The sequence below is a fragment of the Haladaptatus sp. AB618 genome, assembly GCF_024136965.1.
Classification (GTDB): domain Archaea; phylum Halobacteriota; class Halobacteria; order Halobacteriales; family Haladaptataceae; genus Haladaptatus.
On record NZ_JAMYJX010000001.1, the window covers coordinates 357,998 to 382,969 of the forward strand.

Here is a 24,972-nt window from a genome sequence, read left to right on the forward strand (position 1 = left end):
ATGTCCGAGGAAACGAATCTGACACACGCGAACCGCTGATCGAGGACGAATTCAGTGCAGACTCGGGGACTGACAGTCGATAGAAAGCAGCGTCGGGCGTTCGCACCCAAAGGGTGGCAGTTTGCTGGCACGCGAACTGCGGTCTGTAGCTGCTGGCACGCGAGCTAAGGGCAGGTACGAACGCTACCACTACATTGAGGACTGATCCCCTTAGTTATATACCGATTACAGCTATCGAAAGCTCTCATTGTGTATCTCCACGGAAATGTGTGTGTGCCAAAAACTGTGTCAAACGGTCACCTGCCCGTCCATTTTAGGAGGAGCAGAGTTCCCTCGAACAGCCCGACCATCGTAATCGCGACGAGGAACGGGGCCATTCCCGTCGGGTCGGGACTGAAGAGGAAGGCGAACCCGGCGAACGCACCCCAGAAGTACAGGCGTTTGCTGGCCATCCACTGGCGTGTCGTCAGTCCCATCATGATGGCGAGCATGATGAGGAGCGGAATCTGGAAAACGATGGCCAACACGCCCATCATCATCAGGATGAGGTTGAACGTTTTCGTCAACCCGAAGGCGATGCCGACGTCCGCGCTCGACGTGTACGAGAGGAAGTATTTGAAGATGGCCGGCAGGATGAGGAAGTCGGCGAAACAGAGCCCGACGAACGCGAGGACGAGGCTGGTCGGGACTGCGGCGAGGTAGTAGCGTCGCTCGTTCGGGTAGAGTCCGGGGCGCATGAAGAGGTACGTCTCGTACACCATGACGGGGAGCGCCACGACGAGGCCGCCGAGGCTGGCGACTTTGAGCTTCGTCATCACGAGCGCCAGCGGGGCGTAGATTCGTGGTCGGGTGTCCTTCGCGACCGGCAGGATCTGATACCAGAGGAAGTTGATGATGTGGTCCGCGGTCGGGAGGATGAGAAGGGTGACGACCGCCGCGATGACGATGACAACGGCGAGCCGTTTTATCATCTCCTCGACGTGGTCGGCCAGCGGCATCTCCTCGTCCTCCATCGGCTGACTCGGCCGCTCGACTGCTTGCTCCGGGTCCTCTGGCTCGTACAGGTCTTCATCCGGCGGCGCCGGCGTTTCTTCCGACGCCGGGACCTTGGATAGATTACTACCTGCCGTCGCATCCGATTCTTCGCCCATTCACCCGAGGATAAGCAGCCGTATTATTATAGGCTTTCTTCATCTCGCGAGACGGGAAGATTGATAACTGACACGGGGCTACCATCCCCAAGCAATGTCTACCTCGGGGAACAGTCTCATCGGCGAGGATACGGCGAGAACGGTTGCTTCAGGCCGTGAAACCATTGGCGGCCTACTGAGAACGGCGCAGAAGGAACTCCAGAAGGTTTTCATCGTCTTCGTTATCGGGTTCATCGGGACGTTCTATAGCATGTCGTGGGTGGTGTGGCCGTTCCTGCGCGACGTGACGACCTCGGGGATGTCACAGAAGGTCATGAATCACGTCACGATCGTCGCCGTGACGCCGTTCGACGTGATCCTCTTGCAGGCGAAAATCGCCATGTTCGCCGGTGTCGTTCTCTCCATTCCCGCCTTGCTCTATCTCGCTCGTGATTCTATTCGGGAAAACGATTGGTATCCCGAAACGTCCATCTCCTACTGGAAAATCGTTCCGCTGGTCCTGCTCGGCGTTTTGTTGTTCGTCGGGGGTATCGCTTACGGGTACTCCGTCTACCTCCCGATAATGTTCAATTTCCTCGCGAAGAACGCCGTGAACGCCGGTTTGGAGCCGAAGTACGGTATCGTGCAGTGGACCGAATTCGTCCTCATCATCTCCCTTTCGTTCGGTCTCGCGGCGGAACTCCCGCTCATCATGAGTTCGCTGAGCTACTCGGGTATCGTGCGCTACGAGACGTTCCGCGACAAGTGGCGGTACGCCGTCCTCATCATCTTCGTCTTCGGTGCCGTGGCCTCACCGCCCGACCCGTTCACGCAGGTGATGTGGGCGGTTCCGCTTTGTCTCCTCTACGGGTTCAGCCTCTACCTGTCGAAGTTCCTCGTCACTATCAAACGGGGAAGCAACGAGGTGAGTCCGAGAACGGCGATTCGGGACAAGTGGAACTACATCGCCGGAATCACGCTCGTCGCGGCGGCGGCGACGTACCTGTTCATCACGCAGAACGGCATCGGCTTCGTGAACGAACAACTCCTTTCGGGACTTCCGGCGAAGTACCGTCCAGCGCCGTTCCCGCCGATACAACAAGCCATCGGCGTCCCGCGCGAAACGGCCGTCGTCCTGACCGCCGTCGCGGTTGCGCTCGTCGCGCTGATTATCGCTACGCTCTACTTCCTGTTCACCTCCCTCGAAGAGAGCGCGGCAATCGGTCAATCCACGGGCCTCGACCTGTACGAACTCGACGCGGCGGGTGTCCGTGCCGCTCCGCCGGAACTGTTCGCCGAGATGGGCGAGGGCGAGTCGGTCGAGTACGCCCGCGCCGCGATGGATGCCGACCAACCCGAGAAGGCACAGGCCATCCTCGACCGCTACGACGCGGCACAGGAAGCGAAGGAGGCCGATGCGGCGGTTCAGACGGGTGAGAGCGATCCTGACGCGCCCGAGGGGGAAGCACCGCTCGCCGAGGACGTGGCACAACAGAGTACCGAGCAGGAGGGGAACGTCTTCCAGCGTACCACGGCGGGAATGGCGAGCGCGTTCACCGACGACGAGACGACCGAGGACGACATCGGCGGCTACTACTACGACTTCGCGTTCATCGCCCAGAGCCTCATGTCGAAGATGTTCCGCATCGTCATCGTGTTCATGCTCGTGCTCGCGGGCGTCTTTGTCTACCTCTATCAGGGTGGTATCGGGACCATCAACAAGGACTTCACCAGTCGCGTCCCGGAAGCCGTGACGGCCGCCGCCGGTAACGGACAACTGCTCAACGTCGTGACTCTGCATCCGGTCGAGGCGCTCATCTTCGAAGTGAAGATCAGCACGCTGCTGGCAGTCGTGTCCGTGCTCCCGATGGTGCTGTACTACGGATGGCCCGCGATGAAGGAGCGAAAACTCGTCCGCGGGAACCGCAACGTGTTCTTCGCGTGGGGTGGTGCGCTCTTCGCCGGTCTCCTCGTCGGCAGCTACATCGGCTACACCATCGTCGCGCCGGAGATTATCTCGTGGTTGGTCATGGACGCCCACCGCGCGGACATGGTCATCTACTACCGAGTGAAGGCGTTCTTCTGGTTGGTCTTCCTCACCACGGTCGGTATCGGCCTCCTCGCCGACATCCCCGTGACGATGTTCATGTTCCACTGGGGCGGCATCCTCAACTTCGAGACGATGTTCGAACACTGGCGTCCGGCCATCATCGGTATCTTCGTCATCGCCGCGTTGGTGACCCCGGACAGCCTGTACACGTTGTTCCTCATCGCGATTCCTCTCTCGGTCGCCTACCTCATCGGTCTCGGCGGTCTCTGGGTTGGGACGCTCGGCGGTCGGCGCGCCTGACGGTGCGCTTAAGTATTCTTCACGGAATACCACGGTATGAGCAAGATAAGCGTCGAGATACCCGACGAACTGCTCGCCGACTTGGACGACCACGTCGGCGACGACGGTAAATTCGTGAACAGAAGCGACGCCATTCGTGCGTCGATCCGGAAGATGCTGGATATTTTGGACGAGATAGACGAACGTCACGGACGACTCGAAGATGACTGAGAGAGTGCAACCGGGGTCCGCGCTCGCAACCGGTCAACTCGTCCTCACCGGGTTGTTCGTGACGGCGCTGGTGACGGCACAGCTCACGGCGGCGAAGGTGCTCCAGTTCACGATTCCACTCTCGCTCCCGGTTACGGGTGACGCGCTCGTCCTGCCGGGTGCGGCGCTGGCCTACGCGCTGACGTTCTTCGCGTCGGACTGTTACGCCGAAGTGTACGGTCGGAAGGCGGCCCAGCGACTCGTCAACGTCGCCTTCGTGATGATCTTCGTCATGCTCGTGCTCGTCTGGTCCACCATCGAGGCACCTGCCGCACAGTCCAGCGTGGACCCCACGAAGTTCCAGACCGTCCTCAGCGCGAGCACGAACATCGTGATTGGAAGCCTCTGTGCGTACGTCGTCAGTCAGAACTGGGACGTCATCGTCTTCCACGAAATCCGCGAACTCACCGACGGCGACCACCTCTGGGCGCGCAACATCGGTTCGACGGCGACCAGTCAGGCCATCGATACGGTCATCTTCGTCGGAATCGCGTTCTTCGCACTTCCGCGATTCGCCGGTATCGGTCCGGAAATCCCGACGAGCGTCGTCCTGTCGCTCATCGTCGGCCAGTACATCTTCAAGCTGTTCGTCGCACTCCTCGACACGCCCTTCGTCTACGCCGTCGTGGGCTATCTGCGTTCACAAACGAACGTCGGTCGAGTGCCGAGTTCGGCGGACTGAAAAACAGATGGATGTGATTCGGTGATGGACGGCGAGAACCGTTAGTCCAGTCGCTGGGCGAAGCCGAACTTCGGCTTCACGTCCTCGACGCGGATTTCGACGGTTTCCCCTTCCTCGGTGTTCGGCACGAACAGCGTGTACTCTTCGACCTTCGCCACGCCGTCGCCTTCGCTTCCCACGCCTTCGATGGTCACTTCGAGTTTGTCGCCCGCCCTGACGGGTGCGGTGAGGCGCTTGCGGGCGACGAGGTAGACCTCGGAGGACTCGTCACGCGAGGCGTCGGGGCTCATCGTTCGGACGTACTCGAACTCCGGTTCCATGTCGTCGCGCAGGTCGTCCAAGTCAGGTCCTTGGAACACCTTGACGACGAAGTCGCCGCCCGAATCGAGCAGTTCGAGGGCCGTCTCGAACGCCTGTCGGGCGAGATACACCGACCGAGCGTGGTCGAGGCTGTACTCGCCGGTCATGTTCGGTGCCATGTCGGAGAGGACGACGTCGGCCGAACCGGCGACGTCGATGACTTCCTGTTGGGTTTCCTCCTCGGTCATGTCGCCGCGGATGGTCTCGACGCCGTCGATGGATTTGATTCGCTGGAGGTCGACACCGATCACGGTTCCGTCGTCGCCGACTTCCTCGGCGGCGACCTGCAACCAGCCACCCGGGGCCGCCCCGAGGTCGACGACCGTCTCGCCCTCGTGGAGGAGATGTGCGGATTCGTCCAACTGCTTGAGTTTGTAGGCCGCCCGCGAGCGGTAGCCTTGCTGCTTGGATTTGTTGTAGTAGTGGTCTTTACGGGCCATTTGTTAGGAATGGGTTGTCTACGAGGATGTTTACGCCCTTCGTTGTCCGTCGCTCTCCGTGGCGTTCCACCGGTCGCAAAAATCGTAACTGGCCGACGAGGAACGCCCCCGTCAGCGGTATTCACACTCGTCCTGATGACGAACGAGGTCGGATTTGTTCTTTCCGCCGACGAAGACCTTCTTCTTGCAGTAGTTGCACACTCCCCATCGAGGGTCGTCTTCGTCGAGCGTGTATTCTTCTGGCCGCCACTCCTGCGACATATTTCTTCAGAGTACCTTCTAGCGTAAAAAGTTTATCAAAAATCTGTATATTATATCTTGTAATAATGAGGTGGCGGTGGTATGATTGTCCCCCGTTCGATGGCGTGGTGCGCCCTCAGTATGCACACGCCGCGCGCGCGAACGGATGACTTTTATGCCACCCTTTCATACCCCCTATCAACATGTTCAAGGCTATCGTGAGCGCGGATACGCTCCGGACGACAATCGATTCCGTGGGCGTTCTTGTGGATGAATGTAAAATCCACTTGGAGGAGGATGGCCTCACTATCAAAGCAGTCGACCCGGCCAACGTCGGCATGGTTGACCTCCAACTCGACGCCGAAGCGTTCGAGTCCTACGAGTCGAACGGCGGTATCCTCGGCGTCAATCTTGACCGCCTCGAAAGCGTCGCAGGCATGGCTAGCTCCGACCAACTCATCGAGATGGAGTTGGACGAGGAGACGCGAAAACTCCACATCAAAATCGACGGCTTGGAGTACACCCTCGCGCTCATCGACCCCGATTCCATCCGCCAGGAACCCGACATCCCGGACCTCGATCTCTCCGCTACTATCGTCGTCGAAGGGTCCGATATCGACCGTGCGGTCAAAGCGGCCGACATGGTGTCCGACCACATTGCCCTCGGCGTGGACGAGGACGACGAGTTGTTCTACGTCGAAGCGGAAGGTGACACCGACGACGTCGATCTGAAACTCGATCGCGACGACCTCATCGATCTCACGACCGGACCCGCCCATTCCCTGTTCAGTCTCGACTATCTCAAGGACATGAACAAAGCCATCCCGAACGACGGCGAAGTGAGCATCGACCTCGGCGAGGAGTTCCCCGTCAAACTTCACTTCGAGATCGCGGAAGGCATGGGCCAAGTGACGTACATGCTCGCACCGCGTATCCAGAGCGACTGAAAACAGCCTCGACGACTCTCGTTCTATAGATTCCGATCGATAACGGCCTTCGTCGCTTCCGCCTTCTCCTTCCAGCCGTAGCCGACCTCGTAGACGTGACGCTTGTTCTCGACCAGTTCTTCGGGCGTGGACTCCTCGAACCCGCCGCGTCCCCACGTTCCGCTCTTGTGCAGCCACTCGACCACGTTTTCACGCGTCTCGGGCCACGACAGGCCGACCATCTCGTACCACGCGACCATGGCGAAGACGGCGTTGTCGTGACATCCCGGCACGCTCCCCTTCTCGTAAATCGTCCGCATCGGCTCGAAGCTCGGTTCGGAGACGGTTTCGCGGAACTCGTCGCCGGTGAGCAATCGGAGCGCACCGTCGTTTTCTACGACGCGCTTTTCGTGTCGAAGTCGGTCGAGCGCGGCGGCGTGGGTAGCGTCCCACCGCCCGTGAACCGTTTCGCGGAGTTCCTCCTCGGGGAGGGAGTCGGCCGATAGGACCGAAACGATGTCCGTGTACGCCTTTTCGATGTTCGTCCACGGCTCCCCGTCGAATCGGCAGTCGGGGCCGTGGAGGTTCGTCGTGGTCCGACAGTCGGGACAGGGATAGTCGAAACGTGGCACGCAATTCCGTACTCACGCGTCGGTAATAGATGATTGGATTCGACCGAATCGCGGAAATGCGGCATTTCCGTTTTCCTCGTCCGAGAAATCCCTCGTTACCGGCGACCGTCGCGTTTATCCGCCATCGCTCGAAACGGCGAACAATGAATTCGCTCCATGCCCGATACCCGTTCCTCGCGTCCGCCCGCGAGGCGGTTCGGGACGCAAACCTGGACCCTGCGGCGGTTATCGCGGGCGAGGGAGAGCGCCACCCCGCCGTCGAGCGTGGCGTGGAGCGCGTGCGCCGAGCATTGCTCGATGGAACCGTGCGCGCCCCGGACGACGGACGGCGGTGGGCGACATCGACCGAGGTGCTTTCCTATCCCATCGCCCGACTGTTGGTGTCGCTCCTCAACGCGCCGGGTGCAGTGGAAAAGTACGCCAGCGCCGAGGCGACGACGGCCTACGAACGGTTCACCGCCGATTTCGAGACGCCCGACGACGGCCTGAAGAGCACGGGCGGAACGTCGCTCACGCTCCAACAGTTGCTCACGGATTTCGACCTCTCGGAGGACGTCGTCGCGCGCGGCGACGACTTCGGCGTCAACGTTGTCACGTACATCTCCCTCGCGAGTGACTACGGTGACGATTGGCGACTCGTCACGCGCCAGCTTTCGGACGGCGTCGTCACCGTCTCGCAGGCCGAACTGCACGAACTGCTCCGGACGGCAGTGGAGATGCGGATCGCAGAGGATCTGCCGCTTTCGGTCCCCTCGGAAATCGCGGCCGCACTCGACGAGGAACTGTCGGAATTGGAGTCGTCGTTCACCGACGCGGACTTTTCACACGATATCGATACGCTCGCCCCGGAACTGTTCCCACCGTGTATGACGGCGCTGCTCTCCCGGATGCGGGACGCGGAAACGCTCCCCTCCCACTCCGAGTTCACGCTCGTCTCGTTTCTCGCCAGCATCGGGCTCGACGCGGACGAGATACTGTCGCTCTGTGAGGTTCGAGAATCGGGTCGAGGAGACCGACTGCGCGCTCGAATCGAGCGTGTCCGCGACGAGCGAACGACGCAGTTCGCGCCGCCGAGTTGCGCGACGTTACAGGCGTACGACGACTGTGTGAATCAGGACCAGCGCTGTGAAACGGTGACGCATCCGCTCGTCTACTACGAGGATGCGCTGGACGAAAACGGAACCGTGACCGACTGGCGCGACCGTTAGTGCTGATTCGCCAACCAGAAGCCGACGCCGGTCATGACGAGAATGAAGAGCGCGATGACGCCGACGATTTCGAGCGCGCCCGCCCCAGTAATACCGCCGGTATCGTACTGTGACCCGACGATATACATCGCTACGATAAAGAATCCAACCGACACGACGGAGACGACGATGTCGCGGAGCGTATCGCCCTCGAGTTCCATGCTCTGGATTTCCCGGGGTTACATCAAAAGTTCTCCGCTTCTCGGTCGCGCCCGTCCGTCGTCGTGAATCCCCGATTCCACGTCAATTTTGACAGTCTCGAGACACGATCTCGGATATCAACGGGTCATTACCGTTGAGTTCTCCGCCGAAACGGGCGCAGTTTGCGTTGACAGGTGAAAGCCTTAGGGTCGTTCGGCACGTACCCTAATACGTCGAAACCACCGCTGAGGAGTCGCAACGTGCTGATTTTCGTCGCCGGGTTTCACGGAGGAAGCACCCATGATAGACACAGCCGCTTCCAGAAAAGTATCGCTGGCTCCGCTGGCAGAGACGGAGGAGACGAATCCACGCTCACAACGCGCCAGAGCGGAGCGAATGTCCGTCACGCCGCTCGGTGGCGGATTGTACGAAGTCGAAAGCCAGAGCGACAACACGTACTTCGTCGACCTGCTCGGGGGTCGCTGTACCTGCCCCGACCACATGATGCGGGGCGTCCGGTGCAAGCACATCCGGCGGGTCGCCATCGAAATCAACGAGGGGCGCGTACCCCCGCCGGGAAAGGAGGCCGTCGAGTGTACCCGATGTGACTCGTCCGTCTTCGTGGACGAGAAGACGGCCGCCGCCGGGCCGCACTTCTGTGACCACTGTCGGCTCGAACCCGGCGAACCCGTCGTGGACCGCGCGAGCGGTGACCTGCTGGTCGTCGTTCGAATGACCGACTACAGGGCCGACCAGGTCGAGGTACCGGGCCGCGACTGCACCGTCGCCGAGTATCCCACGAACGAGGGCTACCCGGCGGACGACCCGGTGGTCGAAGTACTCTACCCGATTCCGTCGGGGCTTCGACCCGAACAGGTCGAGTCGCGTCACCTTCGGCGCTACTCGTTCCCGCGCTCGCGGCTCAAGCGGCCGGGACGACCGGACGATCAGTCCGAGTTGACCGACTTCCCGGACGCCGAGTAGTCGGATCGATTTTTCAGCATTTTCGAATCCACTGTGGAGCGACCGTTATTCCAAAATCTCCGTCGCCTCTTCCACCGAGAGAACGCCTTGATCGACCGCGTGTAGGATGTCCGAGACGCTGTGTTTCGATTCCTCGTCTTCGTCGTCGCTTTGGAGGTCGTCCATCGAATCCCCGTCCTCCAGCGCTTTCTCTTTTTTTACCCGGTAGTTCCCACCCTTCGTCTGGTGAACGTCGGCGGGGTGGAAGAAGTACCAGTCCTCGCGGTCGAAGCGCACGCCGATCTTCGGCTTCGCGCCGAAGTTCTGCGAGAAGTAGACCAGCGCCTCGACTTCCTCCCCCGTGAGATAGATCGGGTCGCCAGAACTCGATTTCGCCTCGATCGCATAGAAGACGTTCCCGTTCCCGGCCAGCACGTCCGGCAGTTCGCGCTGGGTCGCACCCCCGCTCGCGGGAGCACGCATGACCGCAAATCCGACCTCGTCCAACCTGTTGACGAGTTCGCGCTCCCGTCTGTCGCCTTTCCGATTCGCCATGTTGTCGATGGTCGGCGGTCGCGGGCAATAAAACGGCCGATAGCGCGGTGGAAGTGAACCCGACGGCGTGATGATTCGAGCTTTGAGTCGCAGTAGCTCCGAGGAAAGTCCAGAAAGCCCCCGTCCGTTCGCTACGACGAGACGTTTCTGATTCATATGCGATTTCAATAACTGTGATGAAGACTTCGAAAGCCCCCGCTCGCTCGCGGTTGCTGTGCAGGATATTTTGGCCTCTCAACACCGCCCGGCCAAAATAGTGGCCACACAGCAACCACGTAAACGCGAGTGGGCGGGGGCTTTCGAGGTTGTCATCATCGTCGCTGTGATCGCAGAAGAACCGAATTCAGCAACTTGTCGTAATCGGACGCGAAATTCCTAAAATCCCAATCCAACAACTGAAACGATACGAACCCCACAAACGAAAACGCAGAAAAATCCCCTTCTATTCCTGTTTACGTCCCGTGCTGCCAGCTTCCCATGTACTCCGTCTGCTCGTCGGAGAGGGAATCGAACTCCACGCCGTCGGCTTCCAGCTTGATTTCGGCGATCTCCTTGTCGAGGTCGTCGGGCACGTCGTGGACGCCAGCGTCGTATTTCTCGCTGTTTTCGACCATCTCACGCACACAGGCCGACTGCACGCCGAAGCTCTGGTCCATGACTTCGACGGGGTGCCCCAGCGCGATGGGTGCGGCGAGGTTGACGAGGCGGCCCTCCGCGATGACGTTGAGTCGGCGGCCGTCCGCCATCTCGTACTCGTGGACGCCGTCGCGGGCGTCTCGCTCGGCGACGGCGAGGTCCGAGAGGTCGTTGAGGTTGACTTCCACGTCGAAGTGACCCGCGTTGGCGAGCAGGACGCCGTCCTTCATGACTTCGAAGTGCTCTTCGGTGATGACGTCGCGGTTGCCCGTCGTCGTGATGAACACGTCGCCGACCTCGGCGGCCTCGGCCATCGGCATCACGTCGTAGCCCTCCATGTGGGCTTCGAGCGCGCGGCGCGGTTCGACTTCGGTGACGATGACGTTCGCGTTCTGGCCCGCCGCCTTCTTCGCGACGCCTTTGCCACAGTAGCCGTAGCCGCCGACGACGACGTTCTTCCCGGCCCACGAGAGGTTGGTCGTCATGGCGATGGTCGCCAGCGAGGATTCGCCGGTCCCGTGGACGTTGTCGAACAGGCGCTTCATCGGCGTGTCGTTGACGGCGAAGACGGGGTAGTCGAGCGCGCCGTCCTCGTCCATCGCGCGGAGTCGGTGGACGCCGGTCGTCGTCTCCTCACAGCCGCCGATGACGGTGTCGATGAGTTCCGGATAGTCCTCGTGGATGGCGGCGACCATGTCCATGCCGTCGTCCACGGTGATGGTGGGTTCGAGGTCGATAACGGATTCGATGGCCTCGTAGTAGCCCTCGTCGTCCACGCCACGCTTCGCGTAGCTGGTGATGTTCGGGTGCTCGTCCAGCGCGGCGCTCACGTCGTCGTGGGTCGAGAGCGGGTTACAGCCGGTGACGGCGACTTCCGCGCCACCCTCGGCGAGCGTCTCCACGAGGACGGCGGTCTTCGCCTCGACGTGCATCGCCATGCCGATTCGCTGCCCCTCCAGCGGTTTGTCGGCGACGAACTCCTCCTGAATCGTCGTCATGATCGGCATGTGCTGGCGCGCCCAGTCCATCTTGCGGTGCCCCTCGACGCGAGCGGACTCCAAATCGTCCAGTTGCTCGCTTATCGGCGGGTAGTCTGCCATACGTTCGTGATGGGCGAGCGCGTTGAAAACGGTACCGAAGAAAACAGGGTTCTGATCGTCACCAGCGATCAGTCGTCCGGCGCGTCGAAGATGTCCTCGATGGAACAGCCGAAGTATCCCGCCAGTCGAAACGCGAGTTCGAGGCTGGGGTCGTATCGCCCTCCCTCGATGGCGTTGATGGTCTGGCGGGAGACATCGACCACGTCCGCGAGGTCGGCCTGCGTGAGGTCGGCTTTCGCCCGCCTGACTTTGAGGTCGTTTTCCATCGCTACATCACGCGTCTGTAGTACAGCCCCGACCCGAAGTAAACGGCCTGTCCGAGCAGAAACGCGAGAAATTCGAACCGAACCTTCTCGAAACTGTCGAAGCCGTGCTGGTAGACGTGAGCCACCACGACCGCCAACAGCAACGCCGATAGCGCGATGTACGCCGTTCGAGAACTTCGGCGACCGATTTCGACCGCGCGTTCGTCTGCGGTTTCCATGTAAAGTACTCTTTACTTGATGTCTGTAAAACTTTCCACCGGACTGACCATTCTGTCGCTAAGCGGACTGGCTTTCCACCCGTGGTCTGTCGGTATCGAGTCGGCAGCAGGAAAAACCGAGAGACGCTCTTCCGAAAAAGACGCCCTTCCGAATTCACTCCGCAGCGCGCGCAACCAGTTCTTGTGCCTTCTCCTCGGCGGTCTCCCGGACCGATTCCTCGTCCAGCGTCAGCACCTCGCGGTCCTCCATGAGGACGCGCCCGTCACTGATCGTGTGTCGGACGTCGCTCCCGTTGACGGCGTAGGCGAGGTGGCTGACGAGGTCGTGGTGCGGGGTGAGGTGCGGTGCCGATAGGTCGATGACGGCGAGGTCGGCGTTCGCCCCTTCCTCGATTCGGCCGCTGTTGAAGCCGATAGCGTCCGCGCTTCCGGCGGTCGCCATCTTCACTACTTCTTCGGCGGGGACCGCGCTGGCATCGTTCGCGGCGAGTTTGCCGAGCATGGCCGCATCGCGCATCTCGCCGAACATGTCGAGGTCGTTGTTCGACGCCGCGCCGTCGGTTCCGAGTCCGACGGTGACGCCCGCGTCCAGCATCGCCTGTACGGGAGCCATCCCGCTGGCGAGTTTCATGTTCGAGGCCGGGCAGTGGACGACGCCCGTGCCCGTCTCCGCGAGCAGTTCGATTTCCGTCGTGTTGACGTGGACGCCGTGTGCGATGAAATCCCCTTCCTCGGTCATCCCCTTGTCACGGGCGTATTCGAGCGGGCGCTCCCCTCGTTCCTCGACGATGGGCGCGACTTCGTCACGCGTCTCGTTCGCGTGATAGTGCACGGGAACTCCTGCTTCGCGGGCGCGTGGGATGTACTCGTCCAGATACTCCTCGTCGACCGTTGTCAGGCTATGTGGCTTCACCGCGGTCGAAAGGCGGCCGTCCGCCGCGCCGTCGAACTCCTCGGCGATGCTGAGACTCGTTTCGAAGTCCTCGCGGGCGGCTTTCTTGTCCTTCCCGATGGTGACCACGCCGTGTCCGATTCGGGCGCGGAGGCCTGCCTTCTCGACCGCTTCGGCGACTTGGTCCATCTCGAAATACATGTCCGCGAATCCGGTCGTTCCGGATTTGATCATCTCCAACAGACCGAGGTCCGTTCCGGCGCGGACGTCCTCCGGCGTCAGTTCGGCCTCGACCGGCCACACGTCTTCCCGGAGCCACGTGTCGAGCGGTTTGTCGTCTGCGTAGCCGCGCAGGAGCGTCATCGCGGCGTGGCAGTGGGCGTTCACGAGCCCCGGAATCACGAGGCCTCCCTCCGCATCGAGGGTCTCGTCCGCGTCCGCGACGTCGCCGACGGAAAGGATCGTTCCGTCGTCCTGATTCACCAGCACGTCCGCGCGTTCGACGGTCATGTCCGGTCGCAGTACCTTCCCACCGGAAATTTTGAGCGTCGTCATGGGCCGAAATAGTTCACCCCCTCGCATGACTCTGCTGGATTCCCCCGTGATACGGTACGGTATGGCACAATTTGCAGTTTGAACCGGGAAAGCAAGAGTAATCCGTCTGGCCGACCGAAGCCGAGATAATGCGAATCGCGGTCCCCAACAAGGGCAGGTTGCACGACCCGTCGATGGAATTGCTCGAACACGCCGGGCTGCATGTCGTGGACGGTGCGGACCGCAAGCTGTACGCGAACACAGTGGACCCGGATGTGACGCTGCTGTTCGCCCGCGCCGCCGACATCCCCGAGTACGTGAGCGACGGCGCGGCCGACCTCGGCATCACCGGCCTCGACCAAATGCAGGAGGCAAACCCCGGCAACGTCTCGGACCTCCTCGATCTGGGCTACGGCCAGTGCCGACTCGTGTTGGCCGCACCCGAAGAGGGCGACATCAAGGAGATAACCGACCTCGCAGGCAAGACCGTCGCCACCGAGTTCCCCAACGTCGCAAAGCAGTATTTCGCGGAAACCGAGGTCTCCCCCGAAATCGTGGAGGTCTCCGGCGCGACCGAACTCACGCCGCACGTCGACATGGCCGACGCCATCATCGACATCACGAGCACCGGCACGACCCTGCGCGTCAACAGCCTCGGCATCATCGACGAGGTGTTGGCGAGTTCGGTTCGACTGTTCGCCCGCGACGACGTGGTCGGCGACGACAAGGTCGATCAGGTCACCATGGCGCTCCAGTCGGTCATCTCCGCCGAGGGCAAACGCTACCTCATGATGAACGCGCCCGAGGACAAACTGGACGAGATCCGCGAAGTGATTCCCGGTCTCGGCGGCCCGACGATCATGGACATCGCCGGAAACGGCAAGGTCGCCGTCCATACCGTCGTGGACGAGCGGGACGTGTTCGAGACCATCAACGAGGTCAAACAACTCGGAGCCAGCGGCATCCTCGTGACGGAAATCGAGCGACTCGTGGACTGAACGGCTCTTTTCGAGCTTCGTTACGTTTTTGCGGGCAGAAAGAATTTATTTCCTGACGATCGCTCACTGATATGGACGTTCTCACCGTGTTCGGATTTTCTGACGCCACCGTCGGCACCGTCATCGCGGTGGTGTGGTTCGTCCTCCTCGTCGTCGGTGTCCAATGGTAGCGAGGTCGGAACGCAGATACGGAAAATGAACCTGAAGTGTCCGGATAGTATCGCTTGGACGATTTCTCTCGTAAAATGACCGACCTCGCTCGCCTCTACGCCGTCCCCAACTCCGCCAACAGGTGGGAAATCTGCAACCTGTCGCTCGTCCCCTGTGCCAAGTCCATGTCCACTTCGGCGGCGAGGACGACGAGTTCGGCGAGTTCGTCGCCGGAGTAGCGGTTCTGCCGGAAGGCGTCCATGATGGCTTCGAGGACTTCCTCGCCGCTGTAACCGTCGTCCACGAGCAGGTCGTCCAAGTCCTTGCGAGCGTCGTTGAAATCGCCGCGTTCGGCCTTGTCGAGCATGTCGCCGATGCGGCCGCTGATACCGAAGTTGCGGATGATTTCGTAATCCTCGCTGCTGACTTGGCCCTCCTGTTCGTAGAGCAGTTGCGCGTAGAGGATGGCCTTCCGCACGTCGCCCTTCACGTAGCCGGAGATGAGTTGCACGCCGCCCTCGTCGTACTCGACGTCCTCGGCGTCGAGAATCCTCGTGAGGACCTCCTCTATCTCCGTGCTGGTCGGTTTTCGCATCGCGACGGGGAAACACCGCGACTTGATCGGCGGGATGAGCTTCGTCGGTTGACGCGTGGTGATGACGAACTGCGTCGTCTCGTGATACTGCTCCATCACCCGGCGAAGCGCCTGCTGGAAGTCCTCGCGGATGGATTCGGCGTTGTCGAGGACGATGGTCTTGTAGCTCCCGGTGGAGGGCGCATAGCCCGCGTACTCCTTGAGGACGTGGTTTATCATCTCGCGCTTCGACCAGTTGCGCTTGTACTTATTCTTCCCCGACCCCTGCCGGTACTGCTTGGAGAATTCCGTCTGCCCCTGGAGGAAGTTAGAAAACCGCGGGTCCTCCCGAATCTCCTTCTTCGTCCGGTCGAAGAAGTCGGCGACGTTGATCTCCACGAGGTCGTTGTCCGGGTCGTCGTGTGCCTCGCGGGCCAGTGCTCGCACGGCGGCGGTCTTCCCGCTCCCCTCCGGGCCGTGGATAACGAGGTTTATCGGCTCGTTCACCGCCCGCTCCAGATAGTCGCGGACTTCGGGTTGGGGCAGGTCGGCGAGGTCCGGCGCGTGCGTTTCAGTCCACAGCGGCGACTCCATTGGCGTTTTCTACGAAGTCGCCGGACAAGAATCGGTCGGTTGCGCCGCACGCTGAATCGATCCCGACAAAAGAAGCGGATGATGACCTATAGCAGGTTCCCGATGGCGTCGAAGACGGAACCGATGACGCTCGAATTCGTCGCGTTGGCGCTGGTCGTTCCTGCTTGGGTCGTCGTCTGCTCGGTCATCGTCGCGTTTCCAGCACTCGTCGTTTCGCTCTGCGTCATCGTCGCGTTTCCGGCGCTCGTCGTTTCACTTTGCGTCGTCGTCGCGGTACCGGCACTCGTCGTCGGTTGTGCAGTCGCGGTCGCTTGCGACGTCGTCGTCGCGGTCGTGCTCGTTCCTGCACTCGTCGTTGCAGCCTGTGTCGTGGTACCTGCCTGTGTCGTCGTCGCAGCCGACGTCGTCGTGGTCGTCGCGTTACCGGCCGACTCGAACGTTATCGTCGCAATCTTGCCGAAGTTCCGGGTGTACACGCCGTGCGTGTACGTTCCGGGATCGACACCGGTGCTGTCGACCTCGTAGCTCACACCCGTCCGTTGTCCGGGCGAGAGGGTGACGTTCTTCCGTTGAACGACGTTCCCTTCGACTCGGTAGTCCACGGCCTGCGTGAGCGTCTGGTCGGTCGGGTTGTTGATCGTCGCCTTCACGGTGAACGTGTCACCGACCGTCACGTTCTCCGGTGCGCTGAGACTCTGCACGTCGAACGACGGACCGAGGTCGTTGACGTTCTCCATGTTCCCGCTCGTGCTCGTCGCGGTCTGCGTGGTCGTCTGCTGTGCCGTAGTCGTCGTCGCTGGCGACGTGGTCGTCGTACTCGTACTCGGCGTGCTCGTCGTGGTACCTGCCTGTGTCGTCGTCGCTCCACCACAGCCACAGCCGCCTCCACTGGTCGTGGTCGCTTGCGACGTGGTCGTTGCACCACCGGCCTGCGTCGTGGTCGACGTGGTCGTCGGTGTTGCCGTCGTGGTCGACGTGGTCGTCGGTGTTGCCGTCGTGGTCGCAGCGGTCGTCGTTGCGGCCGACGTGGTGGTCGCGGCCGATGTCGTCGTCGCACCGGTCGTGGTCGACGTAGTCGTCGGTTGTTCCGTCGTAGTCGTCGTCGCGCCGCCGCCCTGCACCGTCACGTAGGCCGGGTCAATGACGATGTTGTTGTCCACGATGTACGGGATGTCCGCAGTGCCGCCCGACGTGACGAAATCGTACACACGATTTCGGTTGGTGTCGAGGTGCGGCATGGCGATGAGCGTCTGGCTCTCGGTCAACGGTTTGTCGAGCGTCACGGTGACGTCCTTGTGCGTTCCCGGCCCGAGGTACTGCGAGGTGCCGACCACGCTACCGATGACGTTCCCGTCCGCCAGACTCGCGTCGTGGATGGTGACGAAGCCACCTTCCGACATGGTGACCGAATCGACCGTCACCGTCTGCCCGTCGCTGGTCTGGTTGTCGAACGTGACGTTCGCGTTCAACTTCGATGGCGACGCCGGTCCTTCCGGAATCCCTGGCCCGCCCGGCATGTTGGGCGCGAGGTTGGGAAGGCTCACGTTCCCCGGCGCTTCCACGACGAACGTCGTGTTCTGCACCGAGATGTCGCGGAGCACCACGCGAACGCTACTGGCGTTGCCCGCTGCCGCCGCTTTGGCGCGTTCGGACGCCCGCTTCAGGTCGTCCTTCGAGACGCTCGGTCCGTTCTGAACGACGTCGTTTGCCGATTTGTTTTCGAGCAAAGCGGTCGCGTTGATGCGGACCGTCTCATCCTTCAGGTGGACTCCTTCGATGACCTCGGTTCGGTCCGGGGTCGGGTCGGTCCCGACCACGAACGACCAGTCGGCGATGGAGAACGATTTGACGTGGAAGACGAACTGCTGTCCGGTCGCGTTCGTCTCGTTCGTCGCGTTCCCCGCTCCGCCTTGCTGGCCGACCGAAATCAGCGCCTGGTCGATGACGACCGTGCCGTTCGCGGTGTACGGTCCGTCGACGGTCCCGTTACCGATGACGAAGTCGTACACTTGGTTCGAGTTCGTGTCCATGTGCGGCATGGCGATGAGCGTCTGGCTCTCGTTGATGGGACGTGCGAGCGTCACGGTGACGTTCTTGTGCGTTCCCGGTGAGAGGTAGACGGAATTGCCCACCACGCTGCCGACGACGTTCCCGTCGAGCAGGCTCTGGTCGTGGATGGCGACGAAGCCACCTTTCTCCATGGTCACGGACGAGATGACGATCGTCTCGCCGTCACTTTGTTGATTGTCTATCGTTACGTTCGCCTGTGATGTATTCATCTGAGTGACATCGTTCAGGCTCGTAACCTGCGTTTCCGGTGCTGTATTTGCTCCCCCACCACCGCCCGACGTCGCTAGCGATGTCGCAACACCGCCGGCGAAGACGACGAGAAGGGACACGAGTACAGCACTCACTGTTCTCGGGATTCGTGTCATATCTCTCCCATTCCGCGTCCGACGTGACGACGAGATGTCGGATAAACCGGTTCGACCGTTCACGGGTTAAGACGCCGATTCGCCGGGTTAAGTCGAAGTTGCGGAGGATCCCTCGAACGCCCCCGAAACGCGGCGAAGCGGCACGATTCGGGATTTCACCCGCTACGTTCCGACCGACAACGGGGATTTCGAACGACGAGGACGGCTTCGAAAGCGGTTTCGAAGGCTGTTTAATCGTCCGTCTGCGAATTGCGAGTAGATGTCGATGCGCGTTACCTTCCTCGGAACCAGTGGGGCAGTGCCGACGACGGAGCGAAACCCGAGTTCTATTCTCGTCAACCGGGAAGGCGACCGCTTGCTCTTCGACGCCGGGGAGGGAACCCAACGCCAGATGATGCGCTTCGGGACGGGATTCACCATCTCCGATCTGTTCGTCACGCACCTCCACGGCGACCACATCCTCGGAATTCCCGGCTTGATTCAGACGTGGGACTTCAACGACCGCGACGACCCGCTCATGATCTACACGCCGCGGGGGACCGGCGACGCCATCGACTCGCTCGTCCGAACGGCGGGCCATCAACCCTCGTTCCCCATCCACATCACGGAAGTCGCACCCGGCGAGGTCGCCGTCCGGCGCGACGACTACGAAGTTCGGGCCTTCCGAACCGACCACGACGCCAACTCGCTCGGCTACGCGCTGGTCGAGGACGAACGGAAGGGCCGCTTCGACCGCGACCACGCCGAGGAACTGGGCGTTCCCGTCGGCCCGAAATTCCAACAACTCCACTCCGGCACCCCCGTCGAGTTGGAGGACGGCACCGTCGTACGTCCCGAACAGGTCGTCGGCGAACCCCGTCCCGGCCGCCGGTTCGTGTACACCGGGGACACCCGCCCCACGGAGCAGGCCGTCGATGCCGCCGAGGACGCCGACCTGCTCGTTCACGACGCCACGTTCGCCGACGACCGGGCGGACCGCGCGGCAAAAACGGCGCATTCGACCGCACGGCAGGCCGCCACCGTCGCCCGCCGCGCCGATGCCAAGCGACTCGCCATCACCCACGTCTCCTCGCGGTACGCCGGGAACGTCTCGGATCACTTGGAGGAGGCCCACGAGGAGTTCGACGGTGAAATCTTCGCCCCCGACGACGGGGATACGGTCGAGATTCCGTTCCCGGACGAGTAGCGGGACTGGCGTTTCGGCGGTCGTTCTTTCGAATTCGAAACCCATCAGAACCAATAGAATTAACTCCCCATAGTCAATAATCCCATACGAAGCATGCGGGGTAAAGCCGCAAAAGGCCAGTGCTAGAACACTGACCCCGTCTGCTTCGGAGCCTACCGAAGCATGTCGGACAACGAACCTTCTAATGAAAAGCGTATCGCCACCACACAAACCGTTCTCTGTCTCAAAGGCATCGACCGCGAGGACGTGGACGAGCAGTTGTTGGAATTGATCCACGAGCATTTCAAGCAAAAGGGGCTGGTCGTGCGAGATATCTCGGTTCACGCCCAGCGACGGTACGCGTCCGGTCGTTCGTGGCGTGAAACACCGTGAAGAGGACAGCGAGTGGTAGAATTCTTCTGTTTTTTGTGAGCTGCTCAGTCACGGCTCGTTGATTCTGGTGGAGTAAGTGCAGCAACTGCGATGAAGTCCTCGAAAGCCCCGCCCGTTCGCGGTCATTGCGCGGGATATTCGCGCTCTCCACAACGCCCGCGCGAATACTGGCCCGCGCAAGCGACCAAGCAAGCGCGAGCGGACGGGGGCTTTCGGTGTCTGCCTCTCAGTAGCTGCAATCGAAATAGAATCAAAACTAAACTCATTATTTCGCCACAAGCGCAGTCTAGTCCCTCCCGCCGTTCGTGTTGCGCGTCGGATTTATATTTCGAGAGACCCTACCACGAATCGTGAGCGAGCGAACGAGTGCCCTCGACGCCCTCGTTTTCGGTGTCGATATCCAAAGCGGGGACGTTCGGGGTGATTCTCCCTCTTACGCGCTCGTCGTCTACGACGGCGAGGGAATAGACCGTGATGTCGTCTCTTACCGCAAACTCCGGCGGCTCATCCACCGCGACGAACCGACGTTCGTCGCCACGGATAACATGTACGAACTCGCCGCCGACAAGAACGCCCTCGTCCACTTCCTTGGCTCCCTGCCGGACGACACCCGCCTCGTGCAGGTGACGGGTGCGGAGCGACCCGAACCGCTTTCCCGGGTCGCCTCGCGCCACGGCGTTCCATACGGCAAGAAACCGATGCGCGAAGCGGAGGCTGCGGCCCGCCTCGCGGCCATGAACGTCGGCCAAGAAGTCTCGGCGTTCACGAACACCACACAAGTCAAAGTCGCACGTGGGCGTTCGACCGGAAAGGGTGGCTGGAGCGCCGACCGCTACACCCGCCGGATTCACGGCTCGGTGAAGGAGTACTCCCGGAAAGTCGAATCGAAGCTCAAGGAGGCCGGACTCGACTACGAACGCGACGTGACCGAGAAGTACGGCGGCTATTCGAACGCGATCTTCGAGGTGGAGGCCCGGCCGAGCGACATTCCGGTCTCGGCTCGGCGTTCCGGCGACATCCGCGTCGAAGTCGAACGCCTCCGCCGCGACGGTATCGAATTCGAACCGCTGGCGAAGCGCCGCGATCACGTCATCGTCGGCATCGACCCCGGTACGACGACCGCGGTGGCGATGACCGATTTGGACGGCAACGTGCTCGACGTGTTGAGCACGCGGACCGCCGACACGGCCGACGTCATCGAGTGGATCATCGAACGCGGGCGGCCTGTCATCATCGCGGCGGACGTGACGCCGATGCCCGAGACGGTCGAGAAGTTCCGCCGGAGTTTCGACGCGGCCGGATGGACTCCCGACACGGACCTGCCGGTGGACGAGAAGCAACACCGAACGAGAGAAGACGGCTACGACAACGACCACCAGCGCGACGCGATGGCGGCGGCGCTGTTCGCCTACGACAGCCACGAGGACCAGTTCGGGCGAATCGCTCGGAAGGTCCCGCCGGGAATCAGTCGCGGTGACGTGACCGCCCGCGTCGTCGCCGGTGACGAGAGCGTCGAAAGCGTCCTCCGGGACTTGTCGGACGACCCGGAACCCGAGGAAGAACAGTCCGAACACACCGTCCGTGAACTCTCCCCCGAGGAGAAACGCATCAAACAACTCGAATCGCAGGTCGAACGCCTCCAGTCGCACGCGGACGATTTGAACGAGAAAGTCGAGCGAAAGGACGGACGGATCGACGAGTTGGAAACTGAACTCTCGGACACGCGCCGGGAGGAGCGACAGAGCGCCCGCGAACGCAGGGAAATCTCGCGTCTGCAACGCGAGAACAACCGATTGGAGGACGAACTCGACGACCGCGACGACAGGATCGAGGAACTGGAAGGCAAACTCGCGCGACTCAAGGAACTGTGGAAACTCGATCATTCGAACTTCAGCGACGTGTCGGAGAAGCAGGCCGGACTCGTCGCCGTCAAACCCGTCGAGAAGTTCACCAACGACGCCATCGACGCCGCCGACGAAAGCTACGGTCTCGTCGACGGCGACGTGATTTTTCTCCGGGATGCGAGCGGTGCGGGACATTCGACCGCCGAGCGGTTGGCGGACATCGCTCCCCGCGTCGTCCTGAAAGCGGGTGGCATCTCCGACGCGGCGGACGAGGTGCTGTTCGAACACGACGTTCCGGTCGGCCCCGCCGACGAGGTGACGATTCAGGAGATAGACGAACTCGCCGTCGCACGCGAGTCGGAAGTCGAAGCCGTCATCAACGACTGGCACGACCGGGCCGAGGAACGCCAGAAACAGGAAAAGGCCGACCAACTCGACCAACTCATCAGCGAACATCGGGCTGAGAGTCGAGCGGACGGTCGCGGGTCGTCCTCGCTCGGGAACTGATCTTACGTCGTCCAGTCGGTCGTCAGCGTTCGCAGGACGCTCAATCCCCAGATGGCGACACCGAATCCGAGTACCAGCACGGTCGCATACAGAAGCACGTACTCCGGGAGCGTCGTCGAAACTCCTTCCTGAAATCGAATGGCAGGATACAGCGCGAGGGCGCCGACGACGGTCATCCAGAGACCGATCCGTTTTCCGTTCATACCACCGGGTTTTTCTTCCGACGACTTGGCTGTTGGGAGTGCGATTGCCAGTAGCATGATGACGCAACCCTAAAGCCGGTGAACCATCTTTTCCCGAGCATGGATGCCTACGAGTTAATCTCACGGAACGCCGAGGAGTTGGTGACCGAGGAGGAAGTGCGCGAACTCGCGGCGGACCCCGAGGGCAAGCGCGCCTACGTCGGCTACGAACCCTCCGGCGTGCTCCACATCGGGCACATGCTCACCGCCAACAAACTCATCGACTTGCAGGAAGCCGGCTTCGAGGTCGTCATCCTGCTCGCGGACGTGCACGCCTACCTGAACGACAAGGGAACGTTCGAGGAGATTCAGGAGACCGCGGATAAGATGAAAGAGCAGTTCATCGCCTACGGACTGGACGAGGAGAACACGGAGTTCCGTTTCGGCTCCGAGTTCCAGATGGACGACGACTACGTCCTCGACCTCCACTCGCTCGAACTGGAGACGACGCTCAACCGTGCGAGCCGAGCGATGGCGGAAATCCAGAGCGGCGACTCCACGAAGGTCTCACAGGCGGTCTACCCGCTCATGCAGTCGCTCGACATCGAATACCTCGACCTCGACCTCGCCATCGGTGGGATGGAACAGCGTAAAGTCCACATGCTCGCCCGCGACACGCTCCCGAGCATCGGCTACGACGCGCCGACCTGCCTACACACCCCGCTCATCGCCGAACTCTCCTCCGGCGAGGGCAAGATGTCCTCCAGCAAGGGCGTCACCATCTCGATGGAGGACTCGACCGAGGACATCGAGGAGAAGGTCAACGGCGCGTTCTGCCCGCCGACCCGCGACCCCGAGGGCGACCTCGAAAACCCCGTCCTCCAAATCTTCGAGTACCATGTCTTCCCGCGCTTCGAGCAGGTCGTCGTGGAACGCCCCGACAAGTACGGCGGCAACCTCGAATACGACGACTACGATTCGCTCGAAGACGACCTGGAGAGCGGCGAACTCCACCCCGCCGACGCGAAGGGCGCGCTGGCGACGTACCTCGACGAACTCATCGCACCGGGTCGCGAGAAGATTCGACAGGCCGAGTAACGCGTTCTAATTGCAGCGCTTTTGACCGTCTGTCGTGGATTCCCTCACTACTTCCCTTCGATAAACACCGAGACGCTATACGAAATCCCGTATCTGGACGGCAGTGGCGGGGTGACCGTTTCGGCGTTGTCTGATGGTGGGGAAGAATAATATTGTCTGAAAGTCTCGCCTCGAACAATGACAGTATCCCTACCGGATGGCGTCCGCCACGTCGACTGTCGAACACGGGACAAACCGAACGTGTACATCGTCGACGACGGTGACATTACGCTCGTGGACGCCGGTTGGCCCGGCGACGAAGGGACCGTACGGGACGGCGTTCACGATGCCGGTCTCGAACTGGCGGATATCGACCGCGTTCTGTTGACCCACTACGACGGCGACCACGTGGGAACGCTCTCGCGATTGACGCCCGACTTGGATGCACCGGTGTACATCCATCGGTTGGAAGCACCGTACGTCGCCGGGGATCAACTCCCGCCGTGGACCGCTCGTCACGGGATCGAGGCGCTACAGCGATTGTATTACCGGCGACTTACGCTTCCCGACCTTCCGATTCGTTCCATCGAGGACGGGGAGACGATCGGCGACTTTCGGGCGTATCACACACCGGGGCATACGCCCGGCCACGTGGTTTACCTTCACGAGGACCTTTCCGCCGCGTTTCTGGGTGACCTCGCGTACGGACTCGGGGACAGTCTTCGTTCGTCCGGCAGGATCACCAGTTACGACACCGCCCAAGTCAGCGAAAGCATCGAATCACTCTGTGAACGAACCGAAGAGTTTCGGTACGCGTGTCCCGGGCACGGTCCCCCGCTCGAAGACGGTCACGACCTGTTGGCGAGCCTCGTCGCGTAATCTGCGGTCTGCTGTTGTCTTGTTCTCCCGGACTCGACGGTTTCGGAACCATTTCGACCACACCCCTCCCCCGAAACGACGCTACGACTCGGACCCCGTTCTCCCGTGATGTCGATTTGATATCGCTGATTTGGGTTTATCGTCGATGCGATTCGGACCGCTTTTCCGGCTTCTACGATCAGGTACGGTGTTCGAAAAGAAGAGAACAGCCCTTGAGAACGGATATATCGACGGAATCTCTTGATTACTATCTGCTGCCGGAATGAGAATCGCCCGTCGATTACTCGAATCCGCCGCCCATCATTCCGCCCATTCCGAAATTGGCGAGCAGACCCGAGACCAGTCCCCACGCGGTCAGCACGAAGCCGACGACGACGAGCGCTATTCCGGCGGCGATAATGAGGCTTTGAACGGCGATGATGCCGATTCCGACGATGAGGACGAGTAGTCCCACGATACCTTTCGTACCGAGTTTTCCGAGCATAGCCCGGATTGTGTCTGCCACCGCCTTAAAACCGACAGTTGGAGAGATGAGTCTCCGGACGGCCCTCCATGTCTCCATCAGCGACGACGGACAGCGGATTTAAAAGCATACCAACCGAATATACACGGT

26 protein-coding genes are annotated in these 24,972 nt (G+C 61.3%); 12 read left to right on the forward strand and 14 right to left on the reverse strand.

Going from position 1 to position 24,972, the window contains the following annotated elements:
- Nucleotides 1-296 precede the first annotated feature (296 nt).
- On the reverse strand, nucleotides 297-1,151 hold the full coding sequence (locus tag NKF26_RS01850; protein ID WP_253225036.1) for a twin-arginine translocase subunit TatC: 855 nt from the start codon (nucleotides 1,149-1,151) through the stop codon (nucleotides 297-299).
- 94 nt (nucleotides 1,152-1,245) lie between these two features.
- Here NKF26_RS01850 and NKF26_RS01855 point away from each other — a divergent pair, with 94 nt between their 5' ends.
- Genes NKF26_RS01855 through NKF26_RS01865 form a run of 3 tightly spaced genes read left to right on the forward strand, consistent with a single transcriptional unit; the run spans nucleotide 1,246 to nucleotide 4,411 of the window.
- Nucleotides 1,246-3,480 carry a twin-arginine translocase subunit TatC gene (locus NKF26_RS01855; RefSeq protein WP_253225037.1) on the forward strand — a complete coding sequence of 745 codons (2,235 nt, stop codon included), beginning with the start codon at nucleotides 1,246-1,248 and terminating at the stop codon, nucleotides 3,478-3,480.
- Between the two features lie 36 nt (nucleotides 3,481-3,516).
- Nucleotides 3,517-3,690 carry a ribbon-helix-helix domain-containing protein gene (locus NKF26_RS01860; RefSeq protein ID WP_066140492.1) on the forward strand — a complete coding sequence of 58 codons (174 nt, stop codon included), beginning with the start codon at nucleotides 3,517-3,519 and terminating at the stop codon, nucleotides 3,688-3,690.
- Nucleotides 3,683-4,411 (forward strand): queuosine precursor transporter, encoded by a 729-nt coding sequence (locus NKF26_RS01865; protein ID WP_253225038.1) that lies wholly within the window; start codon nucleotides 3,683-3,685, stop codon nucleotides 4,409-4,411. The genes NKF26_RS01860 and NKF26_RS01865 overlap by 8 nt, the downstream gene beginning before the upstream one ends.
- A gap of 41 nt (nucleotides 4,412-4,452) precedes the next feature.
- On the opposite strand, the gene NKF26_RS01870 is transcribed toward NKF26_RS01865, so the two are convergent.
- Complete coding sequence (locus NKF26_RS01870) at nucleotides 4,453-5,211, reverse strand: 23S rRNA (uridine(2552)-2'-O)-methyltransferase (protein WP_253225039.1); 759 nt, start codon at nucleotides 5,209-5,211, stop codon at nucleotides 4,453-4,455.
- A 111-nt stretch (nucleotides 5,212-5,322) separates the two neighbouring features.
- The gene (locus tag NKF26_RS01875; RefSeq protein WP_190303696.1) at nucleotides 5,323-5,472 is read right to left on the reverse strand and encodes a hypothetical protein; all 150 of its coding nucleotides are present in this window, start codon (nucleotides 5,470-5,472) and stop codon (nucleotides 5,323-5,325) included.
- 182 nt (nucleotides 5,473-5,654) lie between these two features.
- Between NKF26_RS01875 and NKF26_RS01880 the strand changes: the two genes are divergently transcribed.
- The gene (locus tag NKF26_RS01880) at nucleotides 5,655-6,398 is read left to right on the forward strand and encodes a DNA polymerase sliding clamp (protein ID WP_066140502.1); all 744 of its coding nucleotides are present in this window, start codon (nucleotides 5,655-5,657) and stop codon (nucleotides 6,396-6,398) included.
- A 23-nt stretch (nucleotides 6,399-6,421) separates the two neighbouring features.
- Here the strand turns inward: NKF26_RS01880 and NKF26_RS01885 are convergent, their stop codons facing one another.
- Complete coding sequence (locus tag NKF26_RS01885; protein WP_253225040.1) at nucleotides 6,422-7,009, reverse strand: hypothetical protein; 588 nt, start codon at nucleotides 7,007-7,009, stop codon at nucleotides 6,422-6,424.
- Between the two features lie 143 nt (nucleotides 7,010-7,152).
- Here NKF26_RS01885 and NKF26_RS01890 point away from each other — a divergent pair, with 143 nt between their 5' ends.
- Nucleotides 7,153-8,217, forward strand: a complete 1,065-nt coding sequence (locus NKF26_RS01890) for a DNA primase large subunit PriL (protein WP_253233943.1) — start codon at nucleotides 7,153-7,155, stop codon at nucleotides 8,215-8,217.
- Here NKF26_RS01890 and NKF26_RS01895 read toward each other — a convergent pair.
- Nucleotides 8,214-8,417, reverse strand: coding sequence for a transporter (locus NKF26_RS01895; RefSeq protein WP_066140509.1), 204 nt, complete (start codon nucleotides 8,415-8,417; stop codon nucleotides 8,214-8,216). The two genes, NKF26_RS01890 and NKF26_RS01895, sit on opposite strands and share 4 nt — an antisense overlap.
- 280 nt (nucleotides 8,418-8,697) lie before the next feature.
- Here NKF26_RS01895 and NKF26_RS01900 point away from each other — a divergent pair, with 280 nt between their 5' ends.
- Nucleotides 8,698-9,381: an SWIM zinc finger family protein gene (locus NKF26_RS01900; RefSeq protein WP_253225042.1), complete on the forward strand. Its 684-nt coding sequence runs from the start codon at nucleotides 8,698-8,700 to the stop codon at nucleotides 9,379-9,381.
- Between the two features lie 45 nt (nucleotides 9,382-9,426).
- Here the strand turns inward: NKF26_RS01900 and hjc are convergent, their stop codons facing one another.
- The 5 genes from hjc to NKF26_RS01925 all read right to left on the reverse strand — a co-directional run bounded on the left by hjc (nucleotide 9,427) and on the right by NKF26_RS01925 (nucleotide 13,582).
- The gene (gene hjc, locus NKF26_RS01905) at nucleotides 9,427-9,915 is read right to left on the reverse strand and encodes a Holliday junction resolvase Hjc (RefSeq protein WP_066140512.1); all 489 of its coding nucleotides are present in this window, start codon (nucleotides 9,913-9,915) and stop codon (nucleotides 9,427-9,429) included.
- 452 nt (nucleotides 9,916-10,367) lie between these two features.
- Nucleotides 10,368-11,651 (reverse strand): adenosylhomocysteinase, encoded by a 1,284-nt coding sequence (locus NKF26_RS01910; RefSeq protein ID WP_253225043.1) that lies wholly within the window; start codon nucleotides 11,649-11,651, stop codon nucleotides 10,368-10,370.
- A 68-nt stretch (nucleotides 11,652-11,719) separates the two neighbouring features.
- Nucleotides 11,720-11,917 carry a helix-turn-helix transcriptional regulator gene (locus NKF26_RS01915; RefSeq protein ID WP_066140515.1) on the reverse strand — a complete coding sequence of 66 codons (198 nt, stop codon included), beginning with the start codon at nucleotides 11,915-11,917 and terminating at the stop codon, nucleotides 11,720-11,722.
- Between the two features lie 2 nt (nucleotides 11,918-11,919).
- Nucleotides 11,920-12,135, reverse strand: coding sequence for a hypothetical protein (locus tag NKF26_RS01920; protein ID WP_253225044.1), 216 nt, complete (start codon nucleotides 12,133-12,135; stop codon nucleotides 11,920-11,922).
- A 154-nt stretch (nucleotides 12,136-12,289) separates the two neighbouring features.
- On the reverse strand, nucleotides 12,290-13,582 hold the full coding sequence (locus NKF26_RS01925) for an amidohydrolase (protein ID WP_253225045.1): 1,293 nt from the start codon (nucleotides 13,580-13,582) through the stop codon (nucleotides 12,290-12,292).
- A 128-nt stretch (nucleotides 13,583-13,710) separates the two neighbouring features.
- On the opposite strand from NKF26_RS01925, the gene hisG reads away from it, so the two are divergent.
- Nucleotides 13,711-14,559: an ATP phosphoribosyltransferase gene (gene hisG / locus NKF26_RS01930; protein ID WP_253233944.1), complete on the forward strand. Its 849-nt coding sequence runs from the start codon at nucleotides 13,711-13,713 to the stop codon at nucleotides 14,557-14,559.
- 265 nt (nucleotides 14,560-14,824) lie between these two features.
- Here hisG and NKF26_RS01935 read toward each other — a convergent pair whose 3' ends face one another.
- Together NKF26_RS01935 and NKF26_RS01940 are read right to left on the reverse strand one after the other, a co-directional pair.
- A complete protein-coding gene (locus NKF26_RS01935; RefSeq protein WP_253225047.1) occupies nucleotides 14,825-15,877 on the reverse strand; it encodes an AAA family ATPase in 1,053 nt (350 codons plus the stop codon).
- Between the two features lie 86 nt (nucleotides 15,878-15,963).
- On the reverse strand, nucleotides 15,964-18,156 hold the full coding sequence (locus NKF26_RS01940) for a hypothetical protein (protein WP_253233945.1): 2,193 nt from the start codon (nucleotides 18,154-18,156) through the stop codon (nucleotides 15,964-15,966).
- A gap of 415 nt (nucleotides 18,157-18,571) precedes the next feature.
- Here NKF26_RS01940 and rnz point away from each other — a divergent pair, with 415 nt between their 5' ends.
- From rnz to NKF26_RS01955, 3 genes are all read left to right on the forward strand, one after another.
- Nucleotides 18,572-19,498: a ribonuclease Z gene (rnz, locus tag NKF26_RS01945; protein ID WP_253233946.1), complete on the forward strand. Its 927-nt coding sequence runs from the start codon at nucleotides 18,572-18,574 to the stop codon at nucleotides 19,496-19,498.
- A gap of 162 nt (nucleotides 19,499-19,660) precedes the next feature.
- A complete protein-coding gene (locus tag NKF26_RS01950; protein ID WP_066140543.1) occupies nucleotides 19,661-19,870 on the forward strand; it encodes a hypothetical protein in 210 nt (69 codons plus the stop codon).
- Between the two features lie 350 nt (nucleotides 19,871-20,220).
- Nucleotides 20,221-22,221, forward strand: coding sequence for a DUF460 domain-containing protein (locus NKF26_RS01955; protein WP_253225050.1), 2,001 nt, complete (start codon nucleotides 20,221-20,223; stop codon nucleotides 22,219-22,221).
- Nucleotides 22,222-22,223: 2 nt separating this feature from the next.
- Here the strand turns inward: NKF26_RS01955 and NKF26_RS01960 are convergent, their stop codons facing one another.
- Nucleotides 22,224-22,424 (reverse strand): hypothetical protein, encoded by a 201-nt coding sequence (locus NKF26_RS01960; protein WP_066140546.1) that lies wholly within the window; start codon nucleotides 22,422-22,424, stop codon nucleotides 22,224-22,226.
- A gap of 99 nt (nucleotides 22,425-22,523) precedes the next feature.
- On the opposite strand from NKF26_RS01960, the gene NKF26_RS01965 reads away from it, so the two are divergent.
- Together NKF26_RS01965 and NKF26_RS01970 are read left to right on the forward strand one after the other, a co-directional pair.
- Entirely contained in the window at nucleotides 22,524-23,501 is a 978-nt protein-coding gene (locus NKF26_RS01965) for a tyrosine--tRNA ligase (protein WP_253225051.1), read from the forward strand.
- 177 nt (nucleotides 23,502-23,678) lie between these two features.
- Nucleotides 23,679-24,359: an MBL fold metallo-hydrolase gene (locus NKF26_RS01970; RefSeq protein ID WP_253225052.1), complete on the forward strand. Its 681-nt coding sequence runs from the start codon at nucleotides 23,679-23,681 to the stop codon at nucleotides 24,357-24,359.
- Between the two features lie 280 nt (nucleotides 24,360-24,639).
- Here NKF26_RS01970 and NKF26_RS01975 read toward each other — a convergent pair whose 3' ends face one another.
- Entirely contained in the window at nucleotides 24,640-24,843 is a 204-nt protein-coding gene (locus NKF26_RS01975) for a hypothetical protein (RefSeq protein WP_253225579.1), read from the reverse strand.
- Between the last annotated feature and the right edge of the window lie 129 nt (nucleotides 24,844-24,972).

Excerpts from the sequence above, each read along its gene's own strand:
- NKF26_RS01970 (WP_253225052.1), top strand. The coding sequence starts at position 23,679 with ATGACAGTATCCCTACCGGATGGCGTCCGCCACGTCGACTGTCGAACA.
- NKF26_RS01855 (WP_253225037.1), top strand. The coding sequence starts at position 1,246 with ATGTCTACCTCGGGGAACAGTCTCATCGGCGAGGATACGGCGAGAACG.
- NKF26_RS01975 (WP_253225579.1), bottom strand. The coding sequence starts at position 24,843 with ATGCTCGGAAAACTCGGTACGAAAGGTATCGTGGGACTACTCGTCCTC.
- NKF26_RS01940 (WP_253233945.1), bottom strand. The coding sequence starts at position 18,156 with ATGAATACATCACAGGCGAACGTAACGATAGACAATCAACAAAGTGAC.
- NKF26_RS01890 (WP_253233943.1), top strand. The coding sequence starts at position 7,153 with ATGAATTCGCTCCATGCCCGATACCCGTTCCTCGCGTCCGCCCGCGAG.
- NKF26_RS01850 (WP_253225036.1), bottom strand. The coding sequence starts at position 1,151 with ATGGGCGAAGAATCGGATGCGACGGCAGGTAGTAATCTATCCAAGGTC.
- NKF26_RS01960 (WP_066140546.1), bottom strand. The coding sequence starts at position 22,424 with ATGAACGGAAAACGGATCGGTCTCTGGATGACCGTCGTCGGCGCCCTC.
- NKF26_RS01920 (WP_253225044.1), bottom strand. The coding sequence starts at position 12,135 with ATGGAAACCGCAGACGAACGCGCGGTCGAAATCGGTCGCCGAAGTTCT.
- NKF26_RS01865 (WP_253225038.1), top strand. The coding sequence starts at position 3,683 with ATGACTGAGAGAGTGCAACCGGGGTCCGCGCTCGCAACCGGTCAACTC.
- NKF26_RS01925 (WP_253225045.1), bottom strand. The coding sequence starts at position 13,582 with ATGACGACGCTCAAAATTTCCGGTGGGAAGGTACTGCGACCGGACATG.
- NKF26_RS01870 (WP_253225039.1), bottom strand. The coding sequence starts at position 5,211 with ATGGCCCGTAAAGACCACTACTACAACAAATCCAAGCAGCAAGGCTAC.
- NKF26_RS01935 (WP_253225047.1), bottom strand. The coding sequence starts at position 15,877 with ATGGAGTCGCCGCTGTGGACTGAAACGCACGCGCCGGACCTCGCCGAC.
- NKF26_RS01880 (WP_066140502.1), top strand. The coding sequence starts at position 5,655 with ATGTTCAAGGCTATCGTGAGCGCGGATACGCTCCGGACGACAATCGAT.
- hisG (WP_253233944.1), top strand. The coding sequence starts at position 13,711 with ATGCGAATCGCGGTCCCCAACAAGGGCAGGTTGCACGACCCGTCGATG.
- NKF26_RS01965 (WP_253225051.1), top strand. The coding sequence starts at position 22,524 with ATGGATGCCTACGAGTTAATCTCACGGAACGCCGAGGAGTTGGTGACC.
- hjc (WP_066140512.1), bottom strand. The coding sequence starts at position 9,915 with ATGGCGAATCGGAAAGGCGACAGACGGGAGCGCGAACTCGTCAACAGG.
- NKF26_RS01895 (WP_066140509.1), bottom strand. The coding sequence starts at position 8,417 with ATGGAACTCGAGGGCGATACGCTCCGCGACATCGTCGTCTCCGTCGTG.
- NKF26_RS01860 (WP_066140492.1), top strand. The coding sequence starts at position 3,517 with ATGAGCAAGATAAGCGTCGAGATACCCGACGAACTGCTCGCCGACTTG.
- NKF26_RS01950 (WP_066140543.1), top strand. The coding sequence starts at position 19,661 with ATGTCGGACAACGAACCTTCTAATGAAAAGCGTATCGCCACCACACAA.
- NKF26_RS01910 (WP_253225043.1), bottom strand. The coding sequence starts at position 11,651 with ATGGCAGACTACCCGCCGATAAGCGAGCAACTGGACGATTTGGAGTCC.
- NKF26_RS01875 (WP_190303696.1), bottom strand. The coding sequence starts at position 5,472 with ATGTCGCAGGAGTGGCGGCCAGAAGAATACACGCTCGACGAAGACGAC.
- rnz (WP_253233946.1), top strand. The coding sequence starts at position 18,572 with ATGTCGATGCGCGTTACCTTCCTCGGAACCAGTGGGGCAGTGCCGACG.
- NKF26_RS01915 (WP_066140515.1), bottom strand. The coding sequence starts at position 11,917 with ATGGAAAACGACCTCAAAGTCAGGCGGGCGAAAGCCGACCTCACGCAG.
- NKF26_RS01900 (WP_253225042.1), top strand. The coding sequence starts at position 8,698 with ATGATAGACACAGCCGCTTCCAGAAAAGTATCGCTGGCTCCGCTGGCA.